General features: G+C 62.1%; 20 protein-coding genes. 13 read left to right on the top strand and 7 right to left on the bottom strand.

Annotated elements, in window-relative coordinates:
• The first annotated feature begins 28 nt into the window (after window positions 1–28).
• From RC54_RS19825 to RC54_RS19800, 6 genes are all read left to right on the top strand, one after another.
• A complete protein-coding gene (locus RC54_RS19825) occupies window positions 29–1,426 on the top strand; it encodes an MFS transporter (RefSeq protein WP_058896607.1) in 1,398 nt (465 codons plus the stop codon).
• A 237-nt stretch (window positions 1,427–1,663) separates the two neighbouring features.
• Complete coding sequence (locus RC54_RS19820) at window positions 1,664–3,163, top strand: ATPase domain-containing protein (RefSeq protein WP_061788679.1); 1,500 nt, start codon at window positions 1,664–1,666, stop codon at window positions 3,161–3,163.
• Window positions 3,164–3,165: 2 nt separating this feature from the next.
• On the top strand, window positions 3,166–3,561 hold the full coding sequence (locus tag RC54_RS19815; RefSeq protein WP_058896605.1) for a response regulator: 396 nt from the start codon (window positions 3,166–3,168) through the stop codon (window positions 3,559–3,561).
• A 182-nt stretch (window positions 3,562–3,743) separates the two neighbouring features.
• On the top strand, window positions 3,744–4,154 hold the full coding sequence (locus RC54_RS19810) for a response regulator (protein ID WP_058896604.1): 411 nt from the start codon (window positions 3,744–3,746) through the stop codon (window positions 4,152–4,154).
• Between the two features lie 165 nt (window positions 4,155–4,319).
• Window positions 4,320–5,030: a response regulator transcription factor gene (locus RC54_RS19805; protein WP_017452324.1), complete on the top strand. Its 711-nt coding sequence runs from the start codon at window positions 4,320–4,322 to the stop codon at window positions 5,028–5,030.
• Window positions 5,031–5,437: 407 nt separating this feature from the next.
• Window positions 5,438–6,748, top strand: a complete 1,311-nt coding sequence (locus tag RC54_RS19800) for an MFS transporter (RefSeq protein ID WP_017452323.1) — start codon at window positions 5,438–5,440, stop codon at window positions 6,746–6,748.
• Between the two features lie 51 nt (window positions 6,749–6,799).
• On the opposite strand, the gene RC54_RS19795 is transcribed toward RC54_RS19800, so the two are convergent.
• Window positions 6,800–8,371: a methyl-accepting chemotaxis protein gene (locus RC54_RS19795; protein WP_061788680.1), complete on the bottom strand. Its 1,572-nt coding sequence runs from the start codon at window positions 8,369–8,371 to the stop codon at window positions 6,800–6,802.
• 342 nt (window positions 8,372–8,713) lie between these two features.
• Between RC54_RS19795 and RC54_RS19790 the strand changes: the two genes are divergently transcribed.
• A complete protein-coding gene (locus RC54_RS19790) occupies window positions 8,714–9,973 on the top strand; it encodes a DUF3142 domain-containing protein (RefSeq protein WP_244216389.1) in 1,260 nt (419 codons plus the stop codon).
• A gap of 8 nt (window positions 9,974–9,981) precedes the next feature.
• Window positions 9,982–12,486, top strand: coding sequence for a hypothetical protein (locus RC54_RS19785; RefSeq protein WP_061788681.1), 2,505 nt, complete (start codon window positions 9,982–9,984; stop codon window positions 12,484–12,486).
• Window positions 12,487–12,502: 16 nt separating this feature from the next.
• Here the strand turns inward: RC54_RS19785 and RC54_RS19780 are convergent, their stop codons facing one another.
• Entirely contained in the window at window positions 12,503–12,862 is a 360-nt protein-coding gene (locus RC54_RS19780) for a response regulator (protein WP_061788755.1), read from the bottom strand.
• 113 nt (window positions 12,863–12,975) lie between these two features.
• On the bottom strand, window positions 12,976–13,836 hold the full coding sequence (locus RC54_RS19775) for an SDR family oxidoreductase (RefSeq protein WP_061788682.1): 861 nt from the start codon (window positions 13,834–13,836) through the stop codon (window positions 12,976–12,978).
• A gap of 294 nt (window positions 13,837–14,130) precedes the next feature.
• Between RC54_RS19775 and RC54_RS19770 the strand changes: the two genes are divergently transcribed.
• Genes RC54_RS19770 through RC54_RS19755 form a run of 4 tightly spaced genes read left to right on the top strand, consistent with a single transcriptional unit; the run spans window position 14,131 to window position 17,176 of the window.
• Entirely contained in the window at window positions 14,131–15,447 is a 1,317-nt protein-coding gene (locus RC54_RS19770; protein WP_061788683.1) for a SpoIIE family protein phosphatase, read from the top strand.
• Entirely contained in the window at window positions 15,444–16,007 is a 564-nt protein-coding gene (locus RC54_RS19765; RefSeq protein WP_058896599.1) for a SiaB family protein kinase, read from the top strand. The genes RC54_RS19770 and RC54_RS19765 overlap by 4 nt, the downstream gene beginning before the upstream one ends.
• 57 nt (window positions 16,008–16,064) lie before the next feature.
• Window positions 16,065–16,454 carry a DUF1987 domain-containing protein gene (locus tag RC54_RS19760; RefSeq protein WP_017452307.1) on the top strand — a complete coding sequence of 130 codons (390 nt, stop codon included), beginning with the start codon at window positions 16,065–16,067 and terminating at the stop codon, window positions 16,452–16,454.
• Complete coding sequence (locus tag RC54_RS19755) at window positions 16,454–17,176, top strand: GGDEF domain-containing protein (protein ID WP_058896598.1); 723 nt, start codon at window positions 16,454–16,456, stop codon at window positions 17,174–17,176. The genes RC54_RS19760 and RC54_RS19755 overlap by 1 nt, the downstream gene beginning before the upstream one ends.
• Before the next feature lie 62 nt (window positions 17,177–17,238).
• Here the strand turns inward: RC54_RS19755 and RC54_RS19750 are convergent, their stop codons facing one another.
• From RC54_RS19750 to RC54_RS19735, 4 genes are all read right to left on the bottom strand, one after another.
• Window positions 17,239–17,874 carry a response regulator transcription factor gene (locus tag RC54_RS19750; protein ID WP_061788684.1) on the bottom strand — a complete coding sequence of 212 codons (636 nt, stop codon included), beginning with the start codon at window positions 17,872–17,874 and terminating at the stop codon, window positions 17,239–17,241.
• Window positions 17,875–18,236: 362 nt separating this feature from the next.
• A complete protein-coding gene (nosR, locus tag RC54_RS19745; protein WP_058896596.1) occupies window positions 18,237–19,583 on the bottom strand; it encodes a response regulator c-di-GMP phosphodiesterase, NosR family in 1,347 nt (448 codons plus the stop codon).
• Window positions 19,580–20,941: an ATP-binding protein gene (locus RC54_RS19740; RefSeq protein WP_231738763.1), complete on the bottom strand. Its 1,362-nt coding sequence runs from the start codon at window positions 20,939–20,941 to the stop codon at window positions 19,580–19,582. The genes nosR and RC54_RS19740 overlap by 4 nt, the downstream gene beginning before the upstream one ends.
• A gap of 54 nt (window positions 20,942–20,995) precedes the next feature.
• Entirely contained in the window at window positions 20,996–21,493 is a 498-nt protein-coding gene (locus tag RC54_RS19735) for a PAS domain-containing protein (protein ID WP_058896595.1), read from the bottom strand.
• A gap of 367 nt (window positions 21,494–21,860) precedes the next feature.
• Between RC54_RS19735 and RC54_RS19730 the strand changes: the two genes are divergently transcribed.
• Window positions 21,861–23,495, top strand: a complete 1,635-nt coding sequence (locus RC54_RS19730; RefSeq protein ID WP_061788685.1) for an EAL domain-containing protein — start codon at window positions 21,861–21,863, stop codon at window positions 23,493–23,495.
• Window positions 23,496–23,517: the final 22 nt, after the last annotated feature.

Here is a 23,517-nt window from a genome sequence, read left to right as displayed (position 1 = left end):
TTGCCCAGCATTACCCGACGGAGACATCATGCAATCCTCACATACCAACGATCACACGCAGCAGAGCAAGAAGGCCGCCGCCAGCGGCTGGATTGGCTCGGCGCTGGAATACTATGACTTTTTCATCTATGCCACGGCAGCCTCGCTGATCTTCCCGCAGCTGTTCTTCCCCAAGGGCGATCCGACCACCGCCATCATCGCCTCGCTGGCCACCTATGGCGTGGGCTACGTGGCGCGTCCCATCGGCGCCTTCGTGCTGGGCCACCTGGGCGATACCCACGGGCGCAAGAAGGTGCTGCTGTGGTGCATGTTCCTGATGGGTTTTTCCACCATCGGGGTGGGCCTGCTGCCGACCTATGACCAGGTCGGCCTGTGGGCGCCGGCGCTGCTGGTGCTGTTGCGTCTGGCGCAGGGCTTTGCGGTGGCTGGTGAAATTTCCGGGGCCAGTTCCATGATTCTGGAGCACTCGCCCTTCGGGCGGCGCGGTTACTACTCCAGCTTCGCTCTGCAGGGCGTGCAGGCCGGGCAGATCCTGGCCGCCGCCGTGTTCCTGCCACTGGCGCACTACATGCCCACCGAGCAGTTCAATGTGTGGGGCTGGCGCATTCCCTTCCTGTTGAGTTTCCTGGTCATCATCGTTTGCTGGATCATCCGCCGCAAGGTCGACGAAACCCCGGTCTTCAAGGCCGCCGACCAGCAGGAACTGAAGCGCCGCTCGCCGGTGGTGGAAGCCTTCCGCGATTGCACGCCTAATATGCTGCGGGTGGTCTGCATGGCATTGATGAATGTCATTCCGGTGGTGGCCACCATCTTCGGTGCCGCCTATGCGGTGCAGCCGGCCTATGGCGTGGGCTTTGCCAAGGATGTCTATCTGTGGATTCCGGTGGTAGGCAATATCGTGGCGGTGCTGGTGATTCCCTACGTGGGCAAGCTGTCGGACCGCATCGGTCGCCGCCTGCCCATCGTCGTCGGCTCGCTCCTGGCAGGGCTGTTTGCCTTCGCCTACCTGTATGCCATCAGCATCCGCAATGTCGAACTGGCCTTCGTCATGTCGATCCTGATGTGGGGTGTGGTGTACCAGGGATATAACGCCGTGTTCCCCAGCTTCTTCCCGGAACTGTTCCCGGCTCGTGCTCGCGTGTCGGCCATGGCCATCGGCCAGAACCTGGGTACGGCGATCACCGCCATGCTGCCGGCGCTCTTTACTGCGGTGGCGCCGCCGGGGGCCAGCCACATCTGGCTGACGGTGGGCAGCATCGCCTTTGGTATCACCATCGTGGCCGCACTGGCGGCCATGTCGGCCCGCGAGACTCACCGTATCCCGCTGGAGAAGCTCGGTGAAGCCGATGCCCAGCCGCTGCCCAAGAATGAGTATGAACGTTTGCGTCACCAGGCGGAATTGGAGGGGCGCTTGGCCAAATCGTGATCGAGATGACCGCGGCTGGTACCGCGCAGCTCATGAGCAACGCTGTTCCTGGCAAAAGGAGTAGCGTTTTTCGTTGGTGCGGCGTCAAGCTGTGCTGTCGCTCATGTGCGGCTCTTTTTCTTCACTGACCGGTGCAACTTTCGCCCTGGATGGCGGCCTTAGTCATGTCTTTGGCAATCGTATAATGACGAGAAGTCATTAAATCTTTGCACAATAAAAAACTTGACTTCCATCCCCATGAGCGATCATCCGCAGTCCAATCCGCCCCTAGCCTCTCCAGCGCAGCGTCCCAGCCGTATTTCGCTGCTCAGTACGGGCATTGGCGGTTTCGATGAGATCCTCGGGGGCGGCTTGCCCGAAGGCAGTCTCTATCTGATCCAGGGACTGGCCGGTAGCGGCAAGACCACGCTGGCCTCGCAGGTGGGGTTTGCCCAGGCGCGCAGCGGCAAGCCGGTGATGCTATTGACCCTGATTGCCGAATCGCACGCCAAGATGCTCAATCATGTGAGCAACTTCGATTTCTTCGATGACAGCCTGGTCGGCGACCGGATGCAGATGTTGAGCGGCTATGGCGCGCTGGCCAAGGAAGGCTTGCGCGGCCTGCTGCGCCTGCTCAGTGCCGAACTGAATCGCCATCGTCCCAGCATGTTGATCATCGACGGCTTCCGCGCGGTGCGCGATTCCGGTCCGTCCGACCTGAACCTGTCGGAATTCATGCATTCGCTCAATGCGCTGGTGTTCACCATGAACTGCACCACGCTGCTGCTCTCGCCGGTGGAGGGCAACCTGCCCGAATCCGAGAACACCCTGGTCGATGGCGTCATCGAACTGAGCCAGTACGAGTCGGGGATGCAACTGGTGCGCGAGATCAAGGTGTTCAAGCTGCGCGGCGCCAATCACCTGCTGGGCAAGCATGTCTTCGAGATCAACCAGAGCGGGGTGGAGATATTCCCGCGCTTCGAAGCCACCGCCACCCGTGCCGGCAAGGTACCCGGCACCTCCGACCGCTACGTCAGCGTCGGCATCCCGTCTTGGGACAAGTGCATCGGTGGCGGCGTGGTCAGTGGTTCGCTCACCTGCCTCTTGGGCAGCCCCGGGGTGGGCAAGACCCTGATGGGTTTGCATTTCATCGAGCAAGGCTTGAAGGATGGGCAGCAATGTCTGATCCTGGGGTTCTATGAATCACCCGAACGCCTGCTGGCCAAGGCGCGCAAGGCGGGAATGCAGCTCGATGAGCACATCGCCAGCGGCGCCTTGCAGATGATGTGGCAATTGCCGCTGGAAATGCTGTGTGACGACCTGGCCAAGCGCATGTTGGACAACATCGCCCGCCGTGGCGTGACGCGGCTGTTGATCGATGGCGTCGATGGCCTGCGCAGCATCGTGGTGCAGCAGCAGCGGATGCGCCCCTTCCTGGTGGCGCTGACCAATGAATTGCGCGCGCGCGGGGTGACCACCTTCATCACCGAGCAATTGCCGTATTTCCGCGAATCCCGTCCCCAGGTCGATCCCAGCTCTTCGCAGCTGTATGAAAACATGATGCTGCTGGAATACGTGGTCAAGGATGACGTCAACCGGCGCCAGATCTCGGTGATGAAGCTGCGCGAAAACGGCTATGACGGCGCCAGCCGGCTGATGAATATTTCGGACGCCGGCATTGAGATCGACGGCCTGGTATCGGCGGCGTCTGCTTCCTCTTCCGTTCCCTCTTCCGCGCCGGTTGCGGATGGACGTTGACCATGTCCGGCGTGTCTCCCCCACAGCAGGCGGTGCTGCCGCTGCTCCTCATCGTCGATGACGAGATCGATATCACCGATACCTATGCCATGCTGCTGGAGCTGCATGGCTATCGGGTGGTGAGCGCCATCCACGGTGCCGATGCGCTGACCAAGGCGCAGCAGCAATGGCCCGACCTGGTCATCTCGGATTGCATGATGCCGGTGATGAACGGACTGGAGCTGTGCGCCGCCCTGCGCGCCTTGCCGGGTGGCCCGGCGCTGCCCATCATCCTGTGCAGCGGCGCCCCGGAGCGCCACGATCTGTCGCAATCCAGTCACAACCTGTTCCTGCGCAAGCCGGTCTTCTTCGAGCGCCTGCTGCAGGAAATCCAGCGTCTGCTGCCCACGCGCTCCTGATCCTGCCCGCCCGCTCGGGCCTTCCTCCTACTCGCATTAAATCCGCACATCTCTTGCGTCAACGCAATGTTGTCGAGAGTTTCAGGAATTTCCTGATATCGCATTTCGTCGCCAACCATCACCATCCTTCACAACAAGTCACCGCAATGGTCGGGGCGGGGTGAATGGCAGGAGGGAATGGGGTGGGGACCAACAATGAAGAACAGACGGTACTGGTCGTGGAAGACCATGCCGAGTCGCGCGAGATGCTGTGCGACCTGCTGCGCAAGGGCGGCTTGAATGTCCTGGCTGCGGCCGATGGCGTGGATGCCATCGCGCTCATGCAGGATCATGCACCGGACCTGGTGTTGACCGATCTGCGGATGCCGCGCATGGATGGCATGGAGCTGGCGCGCTACATCAAGTCGCATGAACGCTATGCGCAGATTCCGGTGGTGCTTATCAGTGCCCACCTGCCGGCGGCCAGTGCGCGCATTCCCATGATTGCGGCTTTTCTTCTCAAACCTTGCTCGGTCGATCATCTGTTCGGCACGCTCACGCTGCTGTTGCGCCAACGCGCGCAAAGCCACGCCCGGCCAAGTTTTCAGGTGTAAGGAATCTGCGAGTTTTTATGATTTTATGCGCAGATATTTTCTGTATAACGTTGTGATTATGGAAATTCTCCCCGTGCCTGAGGGCTGGTCCGCAAGGCAGTAACGGACAGTGTGCGGGGAGGCTCCGGTAGTCATAAAAACAGGTTCGTCCAGAACAATAGAGTGATGAAAGTACTAATCGTAGAAAGCGATCTCGACTGGCGCAATACCTTGAGCACCCATGTTGGGGAATTGGGTTACGAAATCTCGGTCTGCTCCTCGCTGGGCCAGGCCAGGGACATTCTCAGGTGCCGCCAGCCAGACATGTTGCTATCCGACATCGGCTTGCCAGATGGCAGCCTCTCGCCCGAACTGGCTTCGCTGCGCCAGCATTTTCCCTCCATGGGCATCGTCATCCTCACCGCGGCCACCCGCAGTGAAGAGCGCTTGCGCTGCATGAGCGATGGGGCCGACTATTACCTGGTCAAACCGGTCAAGCTCGATGAGGTCTCGGCCACCCTGACGGCCCTGGCGCGCCGCATGAAGACCGCGCCGCACCAGAGTTCGCCGCAGTCGGAGAAGTGGGCCTTCAACCGCAAGTCGGGGCGTCTGTCCAGCAATGGCAAGGTGGCGCTGCAATTCACCGACAAGGAAAGCACCGCCCTGGCGGCGCTGTTGCAAAGCCCCAACTATCCGGTATCGCACACGCAATTGTTCGACCTGCTGCGCTCCGGGGGCGAGGAATATGACGCCCACCGCATCGACGCCCTGATCTATCGGGTGCGCCAGAAATTGCGCTCCTTGCCGGAGGCGCCGATGCAGATCCGCAACATCTATGGCGAAGGCTTCCTCATGCTGCGCCGTAGTTCGGCGGTCGATATCGTGCTCGAATCCTGAGCGGACCTGCCGCCACCGGCAGATCGTGGAAATTTCCTTCACTTCTTCATCAAGCTCGCGTTGCAGAGGGTGCTGCACTGCGGGCTTGCCTGTCTGAACCTTCACTTGGCCTTCCTCAGAGGGCGAGCCGATGCTGCACTTGGCCCCGATCCCGGCAAGAAATGCTGCGCCGCGAAAGTTTTGCCGCTTTCGGTTATCATGGAGCCAGTTTCGACGCTAAATCGTAGTTCTCCGCTTTAGATTTTCCGCTGAATCTGTCCTTCGCAGACATGCCGTCTGCGGCCACCCGACCGACAAGTTGAAGCAGGCATTGCGGCCCGCCGCGTCATCTCATTGCCCATGGGTTTTGCCCCTGGCCGAGTTGCGCGGCACGGGCCGGATCGCTGCTTTGCCGTTAGTGAACCATCATGACCACTTCCGCTGAATTTACCGGGGCCCTCAACGAGTCCCAGCATCGCCCTCTGACTTCTTCCGACTACCGCACCCTGGGCCTGTCTGCCCTCGGTGGCACGCTGGAGTTCTACGACTTCGTCATCTACGTGTTCTTCGCCGCCGTGGTCGGCAAGTTGTTCTTCCCGGCTGACATGCCCGAATGGCTGCGCATGTTGCAGACCTTCGGCATCTTCGCTGCCGGTTACCTGGCGCGTCCGGTGGGCGGCATCATCATCGCCCACTATGGCGACGTGATCGGTCGCAAGCGCATGTTTACGCTGTCGATCTTCTTGATGGCCGTGCCTACGCTGGTGATCGGCCTCTTGCCGACCTATGCCAGCATCGGCGTGGCCGCGCCCATCCTGCTGCTGTTGATGCGCACCCTGCAGGGCGCGGCTATCGGCGGTGAAATGCCGGGCGCCTGGGTGTTCGTGGCCGAGCACGTGCCGGCCAACCGTTACAGCTTCGGCGTCGGTTCGCTGACGGCCGGCATCACCGGCGGCATCCTGCTGGGTTCGCTCATGGGCATCTTCATCAACAGCGTCTATCAACCGGCCGAGGTGGCGGCGTATGCCTGGCGCATTCCCTTCCTCCTGGGCGGCGTGTTCGGTCTGGTGTCGGTCTATCTGCGTCGCTACCTGGAAGAGACGCCGGTGTTCCGCGAACTGGCTGCGCGCCGCAAGCAATCCCATGAACTGCCCTTGAAGACGGTGCTGCGCGAACATCGTGGCGCCAGCCTGCTCACGGCGGGCATGACCTGGTGCTTGTCGGGCGCAGTGGTGGTGGTGATCCTGATGACGCCGTCCTATCTGCAGACTGTGCACCACCTGCCGGCCAAGCTGGTAATGCAGGCCAACTGCGCCGGCACCCTGATGCTGACCATCGGTTGCCTGCTCATCGGCTGGCTGTGCGACCGCATCGGCACCCGCGCCAGCATGATCCTCGGCTGGGGCGGCCTGGGCTTGTCGAGCTGGTGGTTCTATGGCCAGTTGCCGGGTTCGCCCGAGTCGCTGATCTGGGGCTATGCGCTGGTGGGTCTGTTCGTGGGCAGCATTGCACTCACCCCCATCGTCTCCACCCGCGCCTTCCCGCCGCCGGTGCGCTTTACCGGTCTGTCCTTCGCCTACAACATGGCCTATGCCATCTTTGGCGGGCTCACGCCGGTGCTGATCTCGCTGTGGATCAAGGCCGACCCGCAAGGCCCGGCGCTGTATGTGATCGGCCTGTCCATCCTGGGCGTGCTGCTGGCCTTTGTGCCGATGAGCAGCAAGGGCTATCGCGCCTGATACTTCCCTCCGTCATGCCTGGCGCAAAACGCCAGGCCAACGGTGCGGGCACTACATCTCCAGCGTCATTGCATGATGGCTTTGTTCAGTCTTGAAGACGCTGACGGCGCCAGTGAGGATCTGCGCCTGATCACGCAAGCTGGAGGCAGCAGCCGCAGCTTCTTCCACTAACGCGGCGTTCTGCTGGGTGACCTGGTCCATTTGTCCAATGGCCAGGTTGACCTGGTCGATACCATTGCTCTGCTCCTGGCTGGCAGCGGCGATGTCCTCCATCAACTGGGCCACGCGCTTGACCGAATCCACGGTCTCTTCCATGACTGCGCCGGCATCGTTGACCAGGTTGCCGCCAGAGCTGATCTTCTGCAACGACGCTTCGATCAATTCCCGGATCTCCTTGGCGGCGCTGGCCGAACGCTGTGCCAGGCCGCGCACTTCTGAGGCCACCACGGCAAAGCCGCGCCCTTGCTCGCCGGCCCGCGCTGCTTCGACGGCGGCGTTGAGGGCCAGGATATTGGTCTGGAAGGCAATGCCATCGATGACGTTGATGATATCGACCATGTGGCTGGAACTCTGCTTGATATCGTTCATGGTGGCGACCACCTGGTTGACGATGCCGCCGCCGTTTTCGGCCTGCTTCCTGGCTTGCGCCATCAGTACATTGGCCTGGAGGGCGTTGTCGGCATTTTGCTTGACCGTCGACGTCAGTTCCTCCATCGAAGAGGCGGTCTGCTCCAGGCTGGCCGCCTGTTCTTCGGTGCGCGACGACAGGTCCAGGTTGCCCGAGGCGATTTCTGCGGAGGCCGTGGTGATGGAATCGGTACTGTGGCGTACCTGGGTGACGGCTTGCGTCAGCGCCTTGCTCATCTCCTGCAGGGCGCGCAGCAAACGCCCCATTTCATTGGTGCCACCCACTTCGATGGACTGGGTGAGATCGCCACTGGCAATGCGTTGGGCCACCTCGATGGCACTATTCAAGGGGCGGTTGATGCTGCGGATGAGCCACAGCCCGATGAGGCTACCCACGAGGATGGAGCAGATGATGGCGGCGATGGAAAAACTGCGGAAGCTCTGGTAGCGCTGCTGGGAGTTTTCGTATTCGGACTTGGCTACCTCTGTCTGCAGCTGGATCAGTGCATTCATGGTTTCTGTAATGGAGGTGGCGTAGCGGGCAATATCACCGTGGATGAGCGTCGCCACGGTCTTCATGTCTCCGCCATTCAAGGCATTGAGCGCTGGCGCAAAGCCTTTTTCATCCAGCAGCTTTTGTTCGCGCACCAGGGTGTCTGCAAGTGCTTTCTCATCGGGGGTCAGATAGGTGGCGAGATAGTCTTTCCACACCTTGTCGCGCACACTTTCTTCCTTCTTGAAGGAAGCAATGTGAGTGGCAAGCTCTTCCTGGCTTGAGACCAGGGCTCTTGCAATATTGATCTGCATCTTGTTGGAGGAGCGAATGACCTGGTCCAGCTGGCTTAGCGCGATGAGCCGGTCTTCATAGACGGTTTTCAACGAGTTGTTGACGTTGATGAGCGAGATCAGGCTGGTGGTGCCGATCAGGAAGCTAATCACCAGTAAAAAGCCGATGACGGTGATGAGGCGGGTTTTGATGGTCAGGTTCGCAAACATGGCGAGCTTCTCCTAAATGCAGAGTCAGGGGACGATAGGGGGACGAGGGGAAAAGAGCCTTGCTCTGACTGACGGACGCGATGTTCGCATCTTTTCTTTGCATGAAAGTCAAGTTTCACGTTCTTGGCTTCCACTTTCTTTCTGTCAGGTAGACGGAAGATATTACAAATTTAATATATTTTGTATTTTTAAATTGCAACATATGATAAATATGTGGTTTCGCGAGAATGTGGGCAGCTTGTAAAACCTCTTGTGCGTCTGCCGTCTTTCCCCCGGGACGCTCGCGTACAATGCTGGCCATTGCCGCAATGGCTGCACGGTGCGCTGCCAACGACCTCCACCATGTTCCTCTCCTTCCTGACTACGCGCCTGTGCCGGCGCGCTTCCTGGATACTCCTGGCCGTGCTGCTGGCCGCCTGTTCGCGGCTGTCCACCCCCACCCCCCGTCTGGCCCAGGATGTCTACGTATGGCAGCGCCAGTGGACCCCAGCGCTACGCAATGCCCTGTCGGCCTCCAATGCCCATGTGGCGCGCTGGCATGTGCTGGCCGCGGAACTGGGCGCCTCGGGCCGCTGGATCGACATCGAACCGGAGGCCGCCGTGCTGGCCGACACGGGGCGGCCCCTGCTGCTGACGGTGCGTCTGAACGGGCAGTTGGCGCGTTTCGATGGCGCTGCCATCCAGGCCCATCTGCTGGAACTGCTGACGGCCTGGCGCGCGCGCGGGCTGCAACCGGCGGCGCTGGAAATCGACTATGACTGCGCCACGGCGCGCTTGCCCGACTACACCGCCTTCCTGCAAGGGCTCAAATCCCGCATCGCGCCCTTGTCGCTGGCCGTGACGGCCTTGCCGACCTGGCTGGCCAGCCCGCAGCTGTCGGCCTTGCTGGCCGTGGCCGACGAATCGACCCTGCAGGTACACGCCGTGCTGGACCCGCGCCTGGGGCTGTTCGATGCGCAACGGGCGCAGGACTGGATGCAGCAGTATGCGGTGCGCACCCGTCATCCCTGGCATGTGGCGCTGCCGGCCTACGGTTCGCGCGTGAGCTGGGATGGGCAGGGGCGCATCGCCGCCGTCGAGAGCGAGCGGGCTCTGCTGGCTGGTGGCGTGGGGCGTGAGCTGATGGCCGAGCCGCGCGTGATGGCGCGCTTCGTGGCGCAACTGGAAGCGCAGGCGCCTGCCGGTCTGGCCGGCATCACCTGGTTCCGCCTGCCCACCGGCGACGACCGCCGCGCCTGGAGCCTGGCGACCTGGATCGCCGTGCTGCAACGCCAACCTTTGAAGGACGGCCTCACCGTCCGACTGGTGGCCGCTGCTGGCGAGCCGGGGGCGGCCAGCGATATCCGCCTGGACAACGCCGGCAACGCCGATGCTGCCTTGCCGCTGCGTGTGCGCATAGGGCGGCGCCAGCCAGAGCAGCCGGGGAACGCTTGCAGCGGCGACGGCATCAATGGCTACACCTTGGAAAACGATGCCCAGGGACGCTATCTGCGCCTGGAGCAGGCCGGTCTCTTGCGCGCCGGTAGCAGTCGCAGCATAGGATGGCTGCGCTGCGCCGCTGGCGTGCCCGCCCCCGACATCACACTGGAAATGGGATCCTGATGAAACAAATGAAGCTTTCTGCCAGCGGCAGCGCCAAGTCCGGCCTGCCCGGCGCCAGCCACATGAGTCGCATGAAGAAAATCGCCTACGCCGCCAGCGGCTTGCTGGTCCTGGGCGCCGCCACCGTGGTGGCCTGCGGGCCGGACTTCCCGCTGCAACTGCTGGATGACCGCGCCGGCACCTTGCGCAATACCCCCAACAATTCCTTCGCCTGGGAAGTGGCGCACCTGGTGACGCCCACCGACAAGTTGCAAGCCGACGAAGGCAGCGGCTATGAACACAATGCCGCGCGAGCGGATGATCCGCGCTCCTTGCAGATGCTGGAAAAAGGCCAGCTGGATGCGGCGCAGTGGACGGCGCTGCAGGCCATGCGCGCCGCCCCCGATGGCCAGAGCGCCTATGCTGCCGGCGCGGCACTGCCCCCGGCCATCCGCCTCTATACCGCCGGTGCTCAGGATTTCCGCGCCAATGCACTGGAGGCGGCACGCCAGCGCTTCGAAGCAGTATTGGCGCTGCCAGCGCCACAAGCCCGCGAGCGCGCAGTGTGGGCGGCCTACATGCTGGGCCGCCTGCACGCCATCGAAGGACGGCGCGAGCAGGCCATCGCCAGCTTCATGCAATCCCGTGCGCTGGCGCTGGCTGGTGCGCCCGATCCACTGGGTCTGGCCGTGGCCAGTTATGGCGAGCAGGCGCGCCTGTTGCTGGTGGGGGAGGCGGGGGCGTGCAACTGGTCCGATTTCAATGAGGGTCATGCCTGTGGCGAGAGCATCAAACCGGCCGATCTGAAGCAAGCCATCCATCTCTATGCCGAACAGGCCGCGCGTGGCTCGCTCAGTGCGCAGTCGTCCTTGCAGGCGCTGGCGTCCTGGAGTCTGGCGCGGTCGGCCACCAGTGCCGAGCTGATCGACGATGCGGTGGCGCAACAGCTGCTGGTGGCCTATGCGCTGGCGCGCGTGGGTGACGTCGTGGAGGGGCCGCAGGCCGGGGGCGGCGACTACGATCCGAGCGCGCCCACCTACGGTTCTTCCGGTTATGCCGATGCCGCCCGCAGCGCCAAGTTCAAGCCCAATACCATGCTGGTGAACCTGGTCGATGCGCTCAAGCGGCGCGGGCTGGAACATATCGCCGGTGCCGACCGCGTGGCGGCACTGGCCTATCGCAGCGGCCGCTATGAATTGGCTCAAGCGCTGGTGGATCAGCAGGAATCGGCGCTGGCCTGGTGGGTGCGCGCCAAGCTGGCGCTGCGGCGCGGTGACAATGAGGCTGCGGTCCAAGCCTATGCCCGAGCGGCGCAGGCTTTCCCGCGCAATGACGCCAGCCTGGAACCGGGCAATCTCGATCTGCTGGTGGGCGAGCAGGGCGTGCTGATGCTTTCGCGCGGGCAGTACGTGGAGGCGCTGGCGCAATTCCACCGCGCCGCCACCCAGAGTGCGCGCCAGAACAGAGGCTATTACTCGGCCAGCTATGGCGATTACTACAACGACCTGGCCTATGTCGCCGAACGCGTCCTGAGCACCGATGAATTGAAAACCTACGTCGACGCCCATGCCCCGGCCTCGCCCATGCCGTCGCCCCAGGCGGTGCAGGCCAAGGCGGCGCAGCAGCAGGGCCGGCCCTCGCTGCGTTGGGTCGCGCTTGAACTGGCGCCGTTGACGGTGGAAGACAACTTGCGCCAGTTGCTGGCGCGTCGTCTGGTGCGCGAGGGGCGGGTGGAGGAAGCCCTGCCTTACTTCCCGGATGAACGCGATGAACGTTTCGTCCAGAGCAGCTACGACGACCAGGGCCGTGAAACCCCGGTCACCTGGCGCGTGCGCGCCAAGGCCCGCGAGTACGGCCAGGCACTGGAGCGCGCCCACCACGCCTGGCGCGCTACCAGCCGCGCCCAGGGCTGGTATGAGGCGGCCGTGATCGCACGGCGCCAGGGCATGGAAATCATGGGCTATGAACAGGGACCGGATTACGCCGTCTATGGCGGCAGCTATGCGGGTGGCGCCGGTCGGGGCGTGGGTCTGTATCTGGATGAAACCAAGCCGGTGGCGGACACGCCCCAGGCACGCGCCCAGGCCGACCTGCCGGGGCCGCTGGTGACTGCGGGCGAGCGCCAGCGTTACGCGGCCAGCGAAGCCAAGCCCTACCAGCGCTTCCACTATCGGGCCATCGCTGCCGACTATGCCATGCAGGCCGCAGACGAATTGCCGGCGCGCTCGCAGGCCTTTGCTGCGGTGCTATGCCAGGGTGTCAATTTCGTGGCCGATGATCCTGCGCGCGCACAGCCGCTTTACCTGCGCTACGTCAAACAGGGTGCAGCCGTGCCATTCTCAGCGGATTTCGGGCAGAACTGCGTGGAGCCGGATTTTGCGGCGGCAGCGCGCTTCCCGTATCGCCAGGCCTGGCGCGCGACGCGACATTGGGTGGGGCAGCATCGCGCCGTGAGTGCGGCGCTATTGCTGGCGCTGGTGGTGGGGGCGGGCTGGGGCGCGGCGCACTGGCGGCGCCAGCGCCGCGCTGTATAGAAATGCTAAGAAGGCCCTAGTTGACCAGTTCGCGCTTCAATTCGGAGATCAGGTCCGGGTTGAGGGCGCCGGCACACAGAAAGGCCGGCCACTGGCCCTTGACCAGGTCCATCTCGCGTTCGTCGCGGCATAGCAGGATCACGGGCACATCGGCCAGGTTCTGCCGGGCCTTGAGGTAGTGCGCCAGGCGCAGACCGCTCATGCCGTCCATGGCCAATTGCGCCAGCACCACGTCGGGCCGGTCCAGCGCGATGTGCTCGATGGCTTCGTTGCCATTGCTGGCGATCTGGATGTCGATGTCGTTGATGGCCAGCCATTCGGTCAGGGCACGGCTGACCTCGGGCTGAGGCGTAGCGATCAGGGCGGTCTTGTGCATGACGGGACTCGACGGATAGTCAGTGGACAAGCTCATCATGCCCTGTGGGCAACAGCGCAGCCATCGGGTTTTTCCTGATCCGCTCTTGCCAATGCTCACACCTTGGGCCTTCTTCAGGTATTGACGATCTCGCCGCCATTGGGATGCAGCACCTGCCCGGTCATGTAGGAGGCGCCTTCGGTGGCCAGGAAGACATAGGCCGGTGCCACTTCGTTGGGCTGCCCCGGTCGGCCCAGCGGGACGTTCTTGCCGAAGCTGGCGACTTCTTCCTCGCTGAAGCTGGATGGAATCAGCGGAGTCCAGATCGGACCCGGCGCCACCGCATTGACGTGGATGCCGGCGGCGGCCAGTTGTTGCGACAGCGAGCGCGTGAAGGCCACGATGGCACCCTTGGTGGCGGCATAGTCGACCAGGTGCTTGCTGCCGCGATAGGCGGTCACGGAGGTGGTGTTGATGATGCGCGCACCCCGGGTGAGGAAGGGCATGGCTTCCTTGACCATGTAGAACATCGAGAAGATGTTGGTGCGGAAGGTGTGTTCCAGCTGCTCCTGTGAAATCTGCTCGATGCTCTTGGCCGGATACTGTTGGGCCGCATTGTTGACCAGCACGTCCAGGCGACCATAGGCCTCCATCACCGCACGCACGGCACTGCGGCAGAACTCGGGCGAACCGACGTCGCCCGGCAGCAGCAGGCAGGGGGCATCCAGACCCTGTACCTGCTGCTGGGTCTGGCGGGCATCCTCTTCTTCATCCAGGTAGACGGTGGCCAGGCGTGCGCCTTCGCGCGCATAGGCCAATGCCACGGCGCGACCGATGCCGCTGTCGCCACCGGTGATGAGCGCCACCTTGCCAGCCAGGCGCCGGCCGGGTTCGCCGGCCGGGGTGCTGTGCGGGCGCGGCTGCATCTGCTGCTCGCTACCGGGTTGATGGGCTTGATGCTGGGCGGGTACGCCCTCGGGTCGGGTATCGCTCATGCTGTCCTCCATGATGTGATCCCACATGGTAGGAAACCGGCGTGGCGCAGTATGTAGGCCGGCGCCGTGATGTGGACGCGGCGCGCGGATGACGGCGGTGCAGGAGGGACTGAAGATGAGTCGCTGTTGTCGGCGGGAAATATGATCCACTTCGGTGGACCCTCTTTCAGTCTTTCATTTCGTCTGTCTCGTGGAGGATGCACTACGCCTGTTACTTGAAACGGCTCGTGTCACAGGCTCGTCATCCTGTCGCCCATCAGCGACACAGTCACATTGTTGTCACAGGAATGAAATATGATCCGCGGTCTATCCAAAATCACGACGCGGGCGAGTACGGTGGAAAGTCATTTCAGTCTGACTCCGGTCATGGGGAGCAAGTTGTTCCAGCCGACAGCAGGTGCGCTGGCGGTACAGGTGCCGGTGGTCCAGTTCGATGAGAACAATGCGACGGTGCTGGAAATTTTCGGCCAGCACAAGGAACTGGTGAGCCTGCCAGTGGTGGAGCAGCAGCGGCCGATCGGCTTGATCAGCCGGCATATCTTCATGTCCCAGATGTCCAAGCCGTATCACCGTGAGCTGTATGAGCGCAAGAGCTGCATCGCGTTCATGGACAAGAATCCCCTCATCGTCGAAGCCGATACCCCCATCGAAACCCTGGGCGCGCTGGCCGTGGCCTCGGGGGACAAGACCCTGGCCGATGGCTTCCTGATTGTCGAGCAAGGCCGCTTGGCCGGACTGGGCGCGGGTCTGGCGCTGATGCGCGAACTGGTGGCCATGCAGGAAGAAAAAAACCGCCAGGTCATGCAGAGCATCGACTACGCCAGCGTGATCCAACGTGCCATGCTGAGCACCTCGCGCGCCGCCATGAGCCAGGCGCTGGCCGATGCCTGCCTGGTCTGGGAGCCACGCGACGTGGTCGGTGGCGACTTCTATCATTTCGAAGGCCATGCCGGTGGCTGGTTTGCCGCCGTGGGCGATTGCACCGGCCATGGCGTGCCGGGCGCCTTCCTGACCCTGATTGCATCGTCGTCGCTCAAGCAGGCGTTGGAACTGCACGGCCCGCATGATCCGGCGCGCCTGATGCGCGAGGTCAATCGCAGCATGAAGCGGGTGCTGGGCCAGCATGGGCAGGCCGACAAACCTTCCGAATCCGACGATGGCATGGATGCCTGCTTCTTCTGGTTCGACAGCACTACCCGTACCCTCACCAGCAGCAGCGCCAAGATGCCGCTGTTCCTGTTGGTGGCCGACGGTACCGAGGTGTTGACGGTGGAAGGCAAGCGCGTGGGCCTGGGTTACGTCGATACCCCCGAGGACATGCAATGGGACAACCACAGCCAGGTGATCGAACCGGGTGCCATGGTGTTCGTGTGCACCGATGGTGTGATCGACCAGATCGGCGGCCCCAAGCATATCGCCTTCGGCAAGCAGCGTTTGCGGCGCACGCTGCTGGAGCATGGTCGCCTGGCGATGCCGGCGCTGGGACGCATGGTGATGGATATCCATGCGCATTACCAGGGCAGCCAGCGGCGCCGCGACGATATCTGCTTTTTCGCTGCCCGTCCGGGCGGCACCTCCCTTCAAGACAGTCAACACGGAATGCACGCATGAACGGTATCCAGCAGGAGTGGGCGGAGTTCCACAGCTATGTCGCCCGGCGCGACATCGTCTTTTACTACGTCGGCTATTTTTCCCAGACCATCATCGCCGCCATGGCCGAGGCCGTAAAATTGCGTGCCGAGCATACCGGTGCGCTGGCACAGACACGACGCAAGCTGTTTTCTTCCTTCATCGAGATGGCGCAGAATATCGTTCACTATTCGGCCGATCTGCATGAAAAAGAGGGCAAGGTCACCGAGCCACCGATGCGCCATGGCGCCGTCTTCATCACCCAGACCGATGGCCACTATTTCCTGCATTGCGCCAACCCGGTTGATGCCGATATGGCCGACAAGCTGCGTATCAAGCTGGAACACCTGCGCTCGCTGACCAATGATGAGATCAAGGCCGCCTATAAGGAAATGCTGCGTTCCGAGACGCCGCCCGACAGCAAGGGTGCCGGGCTGGGCTTCCTGACGGTGGCGCGCGATGCCAGCGCGCCGCTGGACTTCGAATTTTCGCAGCCTGGCGCCGATGGCGAGCAGACCTTCTATCTCAGGGCCACCATCTGATGGCCAACTTTCAGGCGGGTATCAGTCAGGCCCGCCGGTATTCGGAATCAAGACATCATGGACAATCTATTCATCGCCGCCAGCGCCAGCTCCCCTGAAGTGGATTTCCGCTTCGACCAGCGCACGCTTTCGCTGAAGGGCGAATCCTATCCCGAGAATGCCGCCCAGTTCTGGGGCGACATCATCACCACTCTGCGTCGCTTCCTGGCCGATGACCAGGAGGGCAGCCCCATCACCGTCAACGTGGCCCTGGCTTACTTCAACAGTTCCAGCACCAAGATGTTGTTCTCGTTGTTCGATGCCTTGAACGAGAAGGCAGAAGCCGGCACCGAAGTCGTCCTCAATTGGTACCACGATGAGGAAGACGATACCATCTTCGAATTCGGCCAGGAGTTGCAGGAAGACTTCGCCGCGTTGGTCTTCCACGATCACGCGGTACAGAGCTGATGGAAGAGGTCGACCTTTTCCACGCCGAAGCCCAGGCCTTGCGCCGTGCCTCCGAGGTGCTGGCCGATGTCGCCAGCGATGCGGCTGCCCATCGTGCCGCGCTGGAAGAACTGGTGCAGCACTATGGCCAGTTGATGCGCCAGAGCCGTCGCCTGATTTCGCGCAGCGACCGCACCGAGCGCGAACTGAACCTGCTCAATACGCGCCTGAAGCAGTTGAGCGATGAGCTCGATTACAAGGCCAGGCATGACAATCTCACCGGTGCTCTCAATCGCGGCGCGGTATTTGAACGGGCGCATCAGATTCTGGAACAATCCTCGATGTCGCTGATCGTGCTGGACATCGATTTCTTCAAGCGCATCAACGATGAATTCGGCCATCCCACGGGCGACGCCGTGATCCGCGAACTGGTTGGGCGCTTGCGTACCACCCTGGCCGACACGGGCGTGATCGGACGAGTCGGGGGCGAGGAATTCACCATCCTGCTGCCGGACATGGTGCTGGAACAGGCGGTGGTCCTGGCCGCCAAGATCCGCCAGGCGATTGCCGGCGAACGCTTCCAGTGCCTGCCGGCGCGGGCGGTCACTTCCAGCTTCGGCGTGGCCTGGGCGGTGGCGGGCAGCGATTTCGAAGACGCCTATGCGCGTGCTGACCAGGCCCTGTACCAGGCCAAGCGCGGCGGTCGCAATCGGGTGGAGTCCGAGGATACGGTGGCCGGTTAAGGCGTTGCATCCCCGCAGCGGGGAGGGGGCTGCGGCGCCTGAGACCGCAGACCGGGACTTCTTCAGTAGCGCGTCATCGCCGCCACCAGCGCGGCCAGGGAACCGGCATTCATCTTGCGCATGACCTGCTGGCGATGCGCCTTCACGGTACGTTCGGAGGTACCCAGTTCGGCGGCGATCTGCTTGTTCAGGCGCCCCTTCACCAGCCGCTCCAGTACTTCGCGTTCACGCCGGGTCAGGGTCTTGAGGCGTTGGTGATGTTCCTGCCGCTGTTGCATCTGCGGGCCGGACTCGTCAAACGGCATCAGCGCCCCCCGAAACGCCGCCACCAGTTGCTCGCGCAGCATCGGCTGCTCGTGCTTGCCGGTACCGGCATCCATGTCGCTGTGCTGGCCGGTCGACAGCGCATTGCTTCTGGCCTCTTGCTGCATCATCGCCGACGGTTCGCCGGTGATGACGATCAGGGGCTGGCCTGTTTCACGTTGATCCAGCAGCGAACGCAATTGTGGGGCGTCCACGTCCTGCATATGAACTTCCAGGACCAGTCCGCGTGGTGTACTTCCGGTGGCCTGCTGCAGGAACTGGTCGGCCGAGGGATGGTGGGCGACATGGAATCCGGCGGCTTCCAGCAGGCGGACCAGCGGTCCACCCAGCGAATCTTCACCACCAACGATGTGAGCGAGATGTGCAGTTGTCATGTTTTTCTTCCTTGACCGATCGGACGCATCGAACGGAGCTAATGGGCTTCACCGCTCCTCGTTGCGGCAGCCTGGGCGCCGGATAACGAGGACATGCGGGAAGAAAAACGCAGTTTCGCTGTGATGTCGAACTTGGTCGACAAAAAAACAGAATTCAGTAGGGATAGCTCGAAAAAATTCTAGATGACAAGCCAGCCGGTTTTGCCCGATGGCCGCTGACCCCTGGTGCGATGGCCGTGGTCGGAGGCAGGGTAAGCTGGGGAGGGGCGGGAACAGGCCGATATGAAGATTAATTCTGCTGCCGCCCGGCCAGGCCGTCCTGGCCTGGCGCGGGGAGGGGGATTTTCATGCCATGCTGACGTTTAGTGCAAGAGTATCCTGGCCTTCAAGGGCATTTCATCGATCAACTCGAAGCGCCGCAGGCGCGTCAGGATGGCTTCGTCGAGGATGTGTTCCTTGTTGAGCAGCAAGACCCCCGAGCGGGTGCGCAGATCCTCGGCCAGCTTCATGCCCACCCGCAGTTCTTGCGGTGATAGCAGTCTGGTCTGTTGCTCCAGCGCCAGGCGCTGTTCTTCCATCATGGCGATGAAGGTTTCCACCACCAGCGGATCGTAGCGATGGTTGGCATGGGTGCGCAGCATGGCCAGGGCCTTTTCCACCGAGACGTTGTTGCTGGTGATGCCGCCATTGCACAGGCCTTCGAAGTCACGCACCACGGCCAGGATGCGCGAACCCAGCGGGATAGCGTCGCCCGAGAGGCTTTCCGGCACGCCGCGACCGTCATAGCGTTCATGCTGGTGGCGGATGATCTCGCCGGCCTCGGCCAGGGTTGGGATCGGCGTCAACAGCATCTGGCCCTTGACCGGATGCCACAGGAAGCGCTGCAGTTCCTCGCTGCTCATCTTTTCGATGGGCTTGCGCACCAGTTCATCGGACAGGTCCAGCTTGCCGATGCCATGCAGCATCCCGGCCATCATCGCATCCTTGGCATGGTGGCTGGTCATGCCCATGCGCAGCGAGAGCTGTTCGCACCAGCGGGCTACCCGCGCCGACTGACCGGTGGCCAGGCCCGCGCGCAATTCGCTGATGTCGGAGAACACCTGCATCATGGCCAGGAAGGCTTTCTGTTCTTCTTCCTGGCCGCTTTCCAGGAACATCACGGTCTGCCGCAGTTCTTCGGTGCGCGCCTGGACCTGGCGTTCCAGTTGGCGATTGAAGTCGGCCAGTTGCAGGTTCTGCTCGCGCACCTTGCGTTCCAGCGCCATCTTTTGCTTGCGCAATTGCTGTTCTTCCAGCGCATGGGTGACCGTCATCAAGAGCTCGCGGTCGTCCCAGGGCTTGGCCAGGTAGTGGTTGATGCCACCATCGTTGATGGCCGAGATGGTGCTGCCGATCTCGGAATAACCGGTCAATAGGATGCGCATGGTGGCCGGCCAGCGCTGGCGCACCTGGGCCAGGAACTGGGCGCCGTTCATGCCGGGCATCCGCATGTCCGAGATCACCAGGTCGACCTCGGCGCTGGCCAGGATGTCCAGGCCGGCTTCGGCGCTGGTGGCGGTCAGCAACTGATAGCCCTGGGGCCGGAAGGTACGCTTCAAGGCCGACAGGATGCTCTGCTCATCGTCCACCAGCAGCACGCACGGCGGCGGCAGGGCGAACGGGTCGGCTTGTTGCAGGGTCTGGATTTCCTGGCTGTGAATAGCGCTCATGATGCTTCTCCTGGTTCGCCCATGACGCCCACGGGCGTCTGGACGCTGGCGGGATCGATGGGCAATTCGATCCGAAAGGTGGTGCCTTGGCCCGGTTCACTGCAGACATGAATATCGCCGCCATGCTTCTTGATGATGCCGTAGGACAGCGACAGTCCCAGGCCAGTCCCGCTGCCGACCGGCTTGGTAGTGAAGAAAGGTTCGAAGATGCGGTTGATGTGTTCCGGCGCGATGCCGTGGCCGGTATCGCTGATGCTCACGGCCACCCGGTCGCCATGCCGTTCGGTGCGGATGGTCACGCTGCCGCGTTCGCTGATGGCCTGGGCGGCATTGACCAGCAGGTTCATGAAGACCTGGTTCAGTTCCGACGCCAGGCACTTGACCATGGGCAGTTCGCCATATTGCTTGACGATGTTGACCTTGTACTTCAATTCGTTGTTGGCGATGTTGAGGGTGCTGTCCAGGCCGCGATGCAGGTCGGCCATCTGCCAGTTGCTCTCGCCGGTGCGTGAGAAATCCTTGAGCGACTGCACGATGTTCTTGACCCGTTGCAAGCCTTCGTTGGATTCGGACAAGAGCTCGGTGACGTCTTCGCTCAGGAATTGCAGGTCAGCGCGGTCTTCGAAGGATTGCAGTTCGGATTGCGCCACACTGCTGGGCAGCTTGCCGCCGGCCACGCACTGGTAGAGCTTGATTCCTTCCAGCAGCGTGGCGACGTAATTGCCCAGGGTATTGAGGTTGGCGTTGACAAAGCCGATCGGGTTGTTGATCTCGTGCGCCACGCCGGCGGCGAGCTGGCCGATGGAGGCCAGTTTTTCCGACTGCAGCAACTGCGCCTGCGCCATCTTGAGTTGCTCGATCAGGGCGCGTTGTTCTTCGGCCTGGCATTGCAGGGCGTCTTCCAGTTGCTTGCGCCCGGTGATGTCGGTCATCAGTCCGATCACTTCCAGCGGGGTGCCGCTGGCATCCCTGATCAGGCGCAGCGTGTCATGCATCCACAGGTAGCTGCCGTCGCGGGTACGGAAGCGGTATTCATAGATCTTCTGGTCTTCCACGAACAGCATGGCCAGGCTGGAAAAGATGTTGGCGGTGTCGTCGGGATGGATGTGATTGAACCAGAAGTTGGGATCGTCCAGCATTTCCTGGGGCTCGTAGCCCAGCACCCGGGAGGCGTTCTCGCTGACGAAGGTCAAGCGGAAATCGCCCGAGGGCACACTGCTGTAGATGATGGCCGGGGTGTTGCCGATGATGTGCCGGTAGCGGGCGTTGGATTTCACCAGTGCCTGGATGTCGGGAGCCCCATCCACGGTGCAGCAACGGGCGCACTCGCTGGCCATCAATGCATCGTAATGTCCCATGATCGCCTCCCTCAGCGATAGCTCCGGATCAGGGGCCGGAGCACAGCCCCATGTTCATGCTGTGCGACCCATGATCAGTGCCTGCAGCTTGCTGCCCAGGCTGGTCGGCACTACTGCGCCACGCTGCACAGCCAGGAGGTCGCTTTCCTTCTTCAAGGCGTGATAGGCCTGCTCTGCAGCCTGGATCTCGCTGCGGCTGGGCTTGGTGCGCACCGACATGTAGCCGGTGCATACGCCGCGTTCCCAGATCGGGGTGACATTGGCCCTGACCCAGTAGAAGTCGCCATTCTTGCAGCGGTTCTTGAGCAAGCCAGTCCAGGGCTGGCACGCCGTGAGGTGGCTCCACAGGTCGGCGAAGATCAGTTCCGGCATGTCCGGGTGGCGCACGATGTTTTGCGGCGCACCGATCAGTTCTTGCTCGGTAAAGCCACTGATGGCAATGAAGGCAGGATTGATGTACGTGATGCGGCCCCCGGTGTCGGTACGGGAGACGATGGAGGCGTGGGCATCGATGTCGCGCTCATGCTCGGTGACTGGCAGGTTGAGGCGCATGATCAATTCCTGAAAAATTGATGGATGGAATCATTAAAGCATAAATTCATTTAATTTGGTAAAAAATGATTCTTCCTGTGAGTGGGCCAGGAATCCGTTGCGCCTTTCCAACTCAGTTGTCATCTGCCAAAGATCCCGCGGACAGGCTGTTTTGTTCGGCTTAGTCATTGATAATTAAGAAAAAATCAGGTTTTTACGTGTCGAGATGAAGCGCAGTGTGCAATTTGATGGAAGTGTTGTATAAACATTTAAAGTGTTTAAATTGAGTTATTTGCTAATTTAAGCTCTAATGATGAGTATCAGCGCGGCATTAATCGATTCGTACCGGTCCCTGGAGGGGAACAGGGGCTAGCAGGAAGGAGTGCATGTGAACAATAAAAGCAAGGTGGTGGCACTGGCGATCGTCGCCACGGTCGTTGCCGCCATCGCACCGGTGGCGGGAATGCTGTGGCTATCGCGTCAGGCGGTAATCCAGGCCGAGCACGAACGGCTGGCGCGCTATGCCGAAACCGTAGTGGAACGCGCCGAAAGCACCTTTCAGGCCACCCAGCGCTCGCTCAAGAGCCTCTCGCCGCTGTTCTTGCATCCCTGCTCGGATGAGCATATCGCGCAGATGCGCATGATTGCCGTCTATTCCAATGCCATCGAGGAGATAGGGTATTACGAATACGGCCAGCTCAAGTGCACTTCCTGGGAGCGCAATGTACAGGCGCAGCGGCGTGCGCAGCCAAGACCCCTGTTTACGACCCGGGAGGGTGTCGGCGTGGCGCCGCAGCAGCCCTCTTTCATTGCCGGTGGTCCCAGCATGATGTCGATCCAGTACGGTTCCCACGCTGCCCTGGTGCATCGCGATCGTTTCGTCGACGTGGTGCTGGAAGATGGCGTGCACGTGGTGCTGGCGCGCAATGGTTTCGGACAGGTGGCCCAGTACGGGATACCGATCGACCCCGGCGTAGCAGCACATGCGCTGCGCGGCGTGGGGCAACAGGATGTCGATGGTTTCTTTGTCTCTACCGTCAGCCGCGATGGCTGGACGGCGGCGGCCATCATCAATGGCCAGCAGGTGCTCGACAGCATGACCAGCGAGCAGCGCTGGTTCCTGCCGGTGGGGGTGCTGCTGGGACTGGCCCTGGTGCTGCTGGTGGTGCGCGCGTCGCAGGCGCGCCTGTCGCCACTGGCCGAACTGCAACTGGCGGTGTGCAAGCGCGAATTCATCGTCTGTTACCAACCCATCATCGAGCTCGATAGCGGCCGCTGCGTGGGCGCCGAAGCGCTGATCCGCTGGAAGCGCCCGGATGGCAGCATCGTGCGGCCCGATCTGTTTATTCCCCTGGCCGAGGAAAGCGGCCTGATCCTGCCGCTGACCGACCTGGTCATCGAAACCGTGGTGGCCGAACTCGGCGCCATCCTGCGCGCTGACCGTGCCCTGCACGTGGCCATCAACGTGGCGGCCCAGGACATCAAGACCGGTCGCATCCTGGAAGTGGTCGGCAAGAATCTAGCGGGCACCGATATCCGTACCGAGCAGATCTGGATGGAAGCGACCGAGCGCGGCTGCATGGACATCGCTTCGGCTCGCGTCACCCTGGCCCGGGCGCGCGAGCTGGGGCATTCGATGGCGCTGGATGACTTCGGTACCGGTTATTCCAACCTGCAATACCTGCAGGGCCTGCCCATGGATGCGCTCAAGATCGACAAGTCCTTCGTCAGCACCATCGGCACGGGGGCTGCCACCAGTGCCGTGATCGATCACATCATTGCCATGGCCAAGAGCCTGAACCTGTACATCGTCGCCGAAGGCGTGGAGACGCTGGAACAGGCCGCCTACCTGAGCCAGCAGGAGGTCGACTTCGTGCAGGGCTGGCTGTTTGCCAAGCCCATGCCGGCTGGTGAGTTCGTCGATTTCTATCGGGCCACCTTGGCCGACTATGGTACCGGGCCGGAGATCATTCGCGGGCCGTATCCGGCCAACGAGCCGGCGTCCCCGCTCAAGCTGGTGTGACGGGGCGGTATCGGACAGGAGC

The organism is Herbaspirillum rubrisubalbicans (assembly GCF_003719195.1).
Classification (GTDB): domain Bacteria; phylum Pseudomonadota; class Gammaproteobacteria; order Burkholderiales; family Burkholderiaceae_D; genus Herbaspirillum; species Herbaspirillum rubrisubalbicans.
This window is presented reverse-complemented; position numbering and strand designations above follow the sequence as displayed.

Excerpts from the sequence above, each read along its gene's own strand:
- RC54_RS19825 (WP_058896607.1), top strand. The coding sequence starts at position 29 with ATGCAATCCTCACATACCAACGATCACACGCAGCAGAGCAAGAAGGCC.
- RC54_RS19820 (WP_061788679.1), top strand. The coding sequence starts at position 1,664 with ATGAGCGATCATCCGCAGTCCAATCCGCCCCTAGCCTCTCCAGCGCAG.
- RC54_RS19815 (WP_058896605.1), top strand. The coding sequence starts at position 3,166 with ATGTCCGGCGTGTCTCCCCCACAGCAGGCGGTGCTGCCGCTGCTCCTC.
- RC54_RS19805 (WP_017452324.1), top strand. The coding sequence starts at position 4,320 with ATGAAAGTACTAATCGTAGAAAGCGATCTCGACTGGCGCAATACCTTG.
- RC54_RS19800 (WP_017452323.1), top strand. The coding sequence starts at position 5,438 with ATGACCACTTCCGCTGAATTTACCGGGGCCCTCAACGAGTCCCAGCAT.
- RC54_RS19795 (WP_061788680.1), bottom strand. The coding sequence starts at position 8,371 with ATGTTTGCGAACCTGACCATCAAAACCCGCCTCATCACCGTCATCGGC.
- RC54_RS19790 (WP_244216389.1), top strand. The coding sequence starts at position 8,714 with ATGTTCCTCTCCTTCCTGACTACGCGCCTGTGCCGGCGCGCTTCCTGG.
- RC54_RS19785 (WP_061788681.1), top strand. The coding sequence starts at position 9,982 with ATGAAGCTTTCTGCCAGCGGCAGCGCCAAGTCCGGCCTGCCCGGCGCC.
- RC54_RS19780 (WP_061788755.1), bottom strand. The coding sequence starts at position 12,862 with ATGCACAAGACCGCCCTGATCGCTACGCCTCAGCCCGAGGTCAGCCGT.
- RC54_RS19775 (WP_061788682.1), bottom strand. The coding sequence starts at position 13,836 with ATGAGCGATACCCGACCCGAGGGCGTACCCGCCCAGCATCAAGCCCAT.
- RC54_RS19770 (WP_061788683.1), top strand. The coding sequence starts at position 14,131 with ATGATCCGCGGTCTATCCAAAATCACGACGCGGGCGAGTACGGTGGAA.
- RC54_RS19765 (WP_058896599.1), top strand. The coding sequence starts at position 15,444 with ATGAACGGTATCCAGCAGGAGTGGGCGGAGTTCCACAGCTATGTCGCC.
- RC54_RS19760 (WP_017452307.1), top strand. The coding sequence starts at position 16,065 with ATGGACAATCTATTCATCGCCGCCAGCGCCAGCTCCCCTGAAGTGGAT.
- RC54_RS19755 (WP_058896598.1), top strand. The coding sequence starts at position 16,454 with ATGGAAGAGGTCGACCTTTTCCACGCCGAAGCCCAGGCCTTGCGCCGT.
- RC54_RS19750 (WP_061788684.1), bottom strand. The coding sequence starts at position 17,874 with ATGACAACTGCACATCTCGCTCACATCGTTGGTGGTGAAGATTCGCTG.
- nosR (WP_058896596.1), bottom strand. The coding sequence starts at position 19,583 with ATGAGCGCTATTCACAGCCAGGAAATCCAGACCCTGCAACAAGCCGAC.
- RC54_RS19740 (WP_231738763.1), bottom strand. The coding sequence starts at position 20,941 with ATGGGACATTACGATGCATTGATGGCCAGCGAGTGCGCCCGTTGCTGC.
- RC54_RS19735 (WP_058896595.1), bottom strand. The coding sequence starts at position 21,493 with ATGCGCCTCAACCTGCCAGTCACCGAGCATGAGCGCGACATCGATGCC.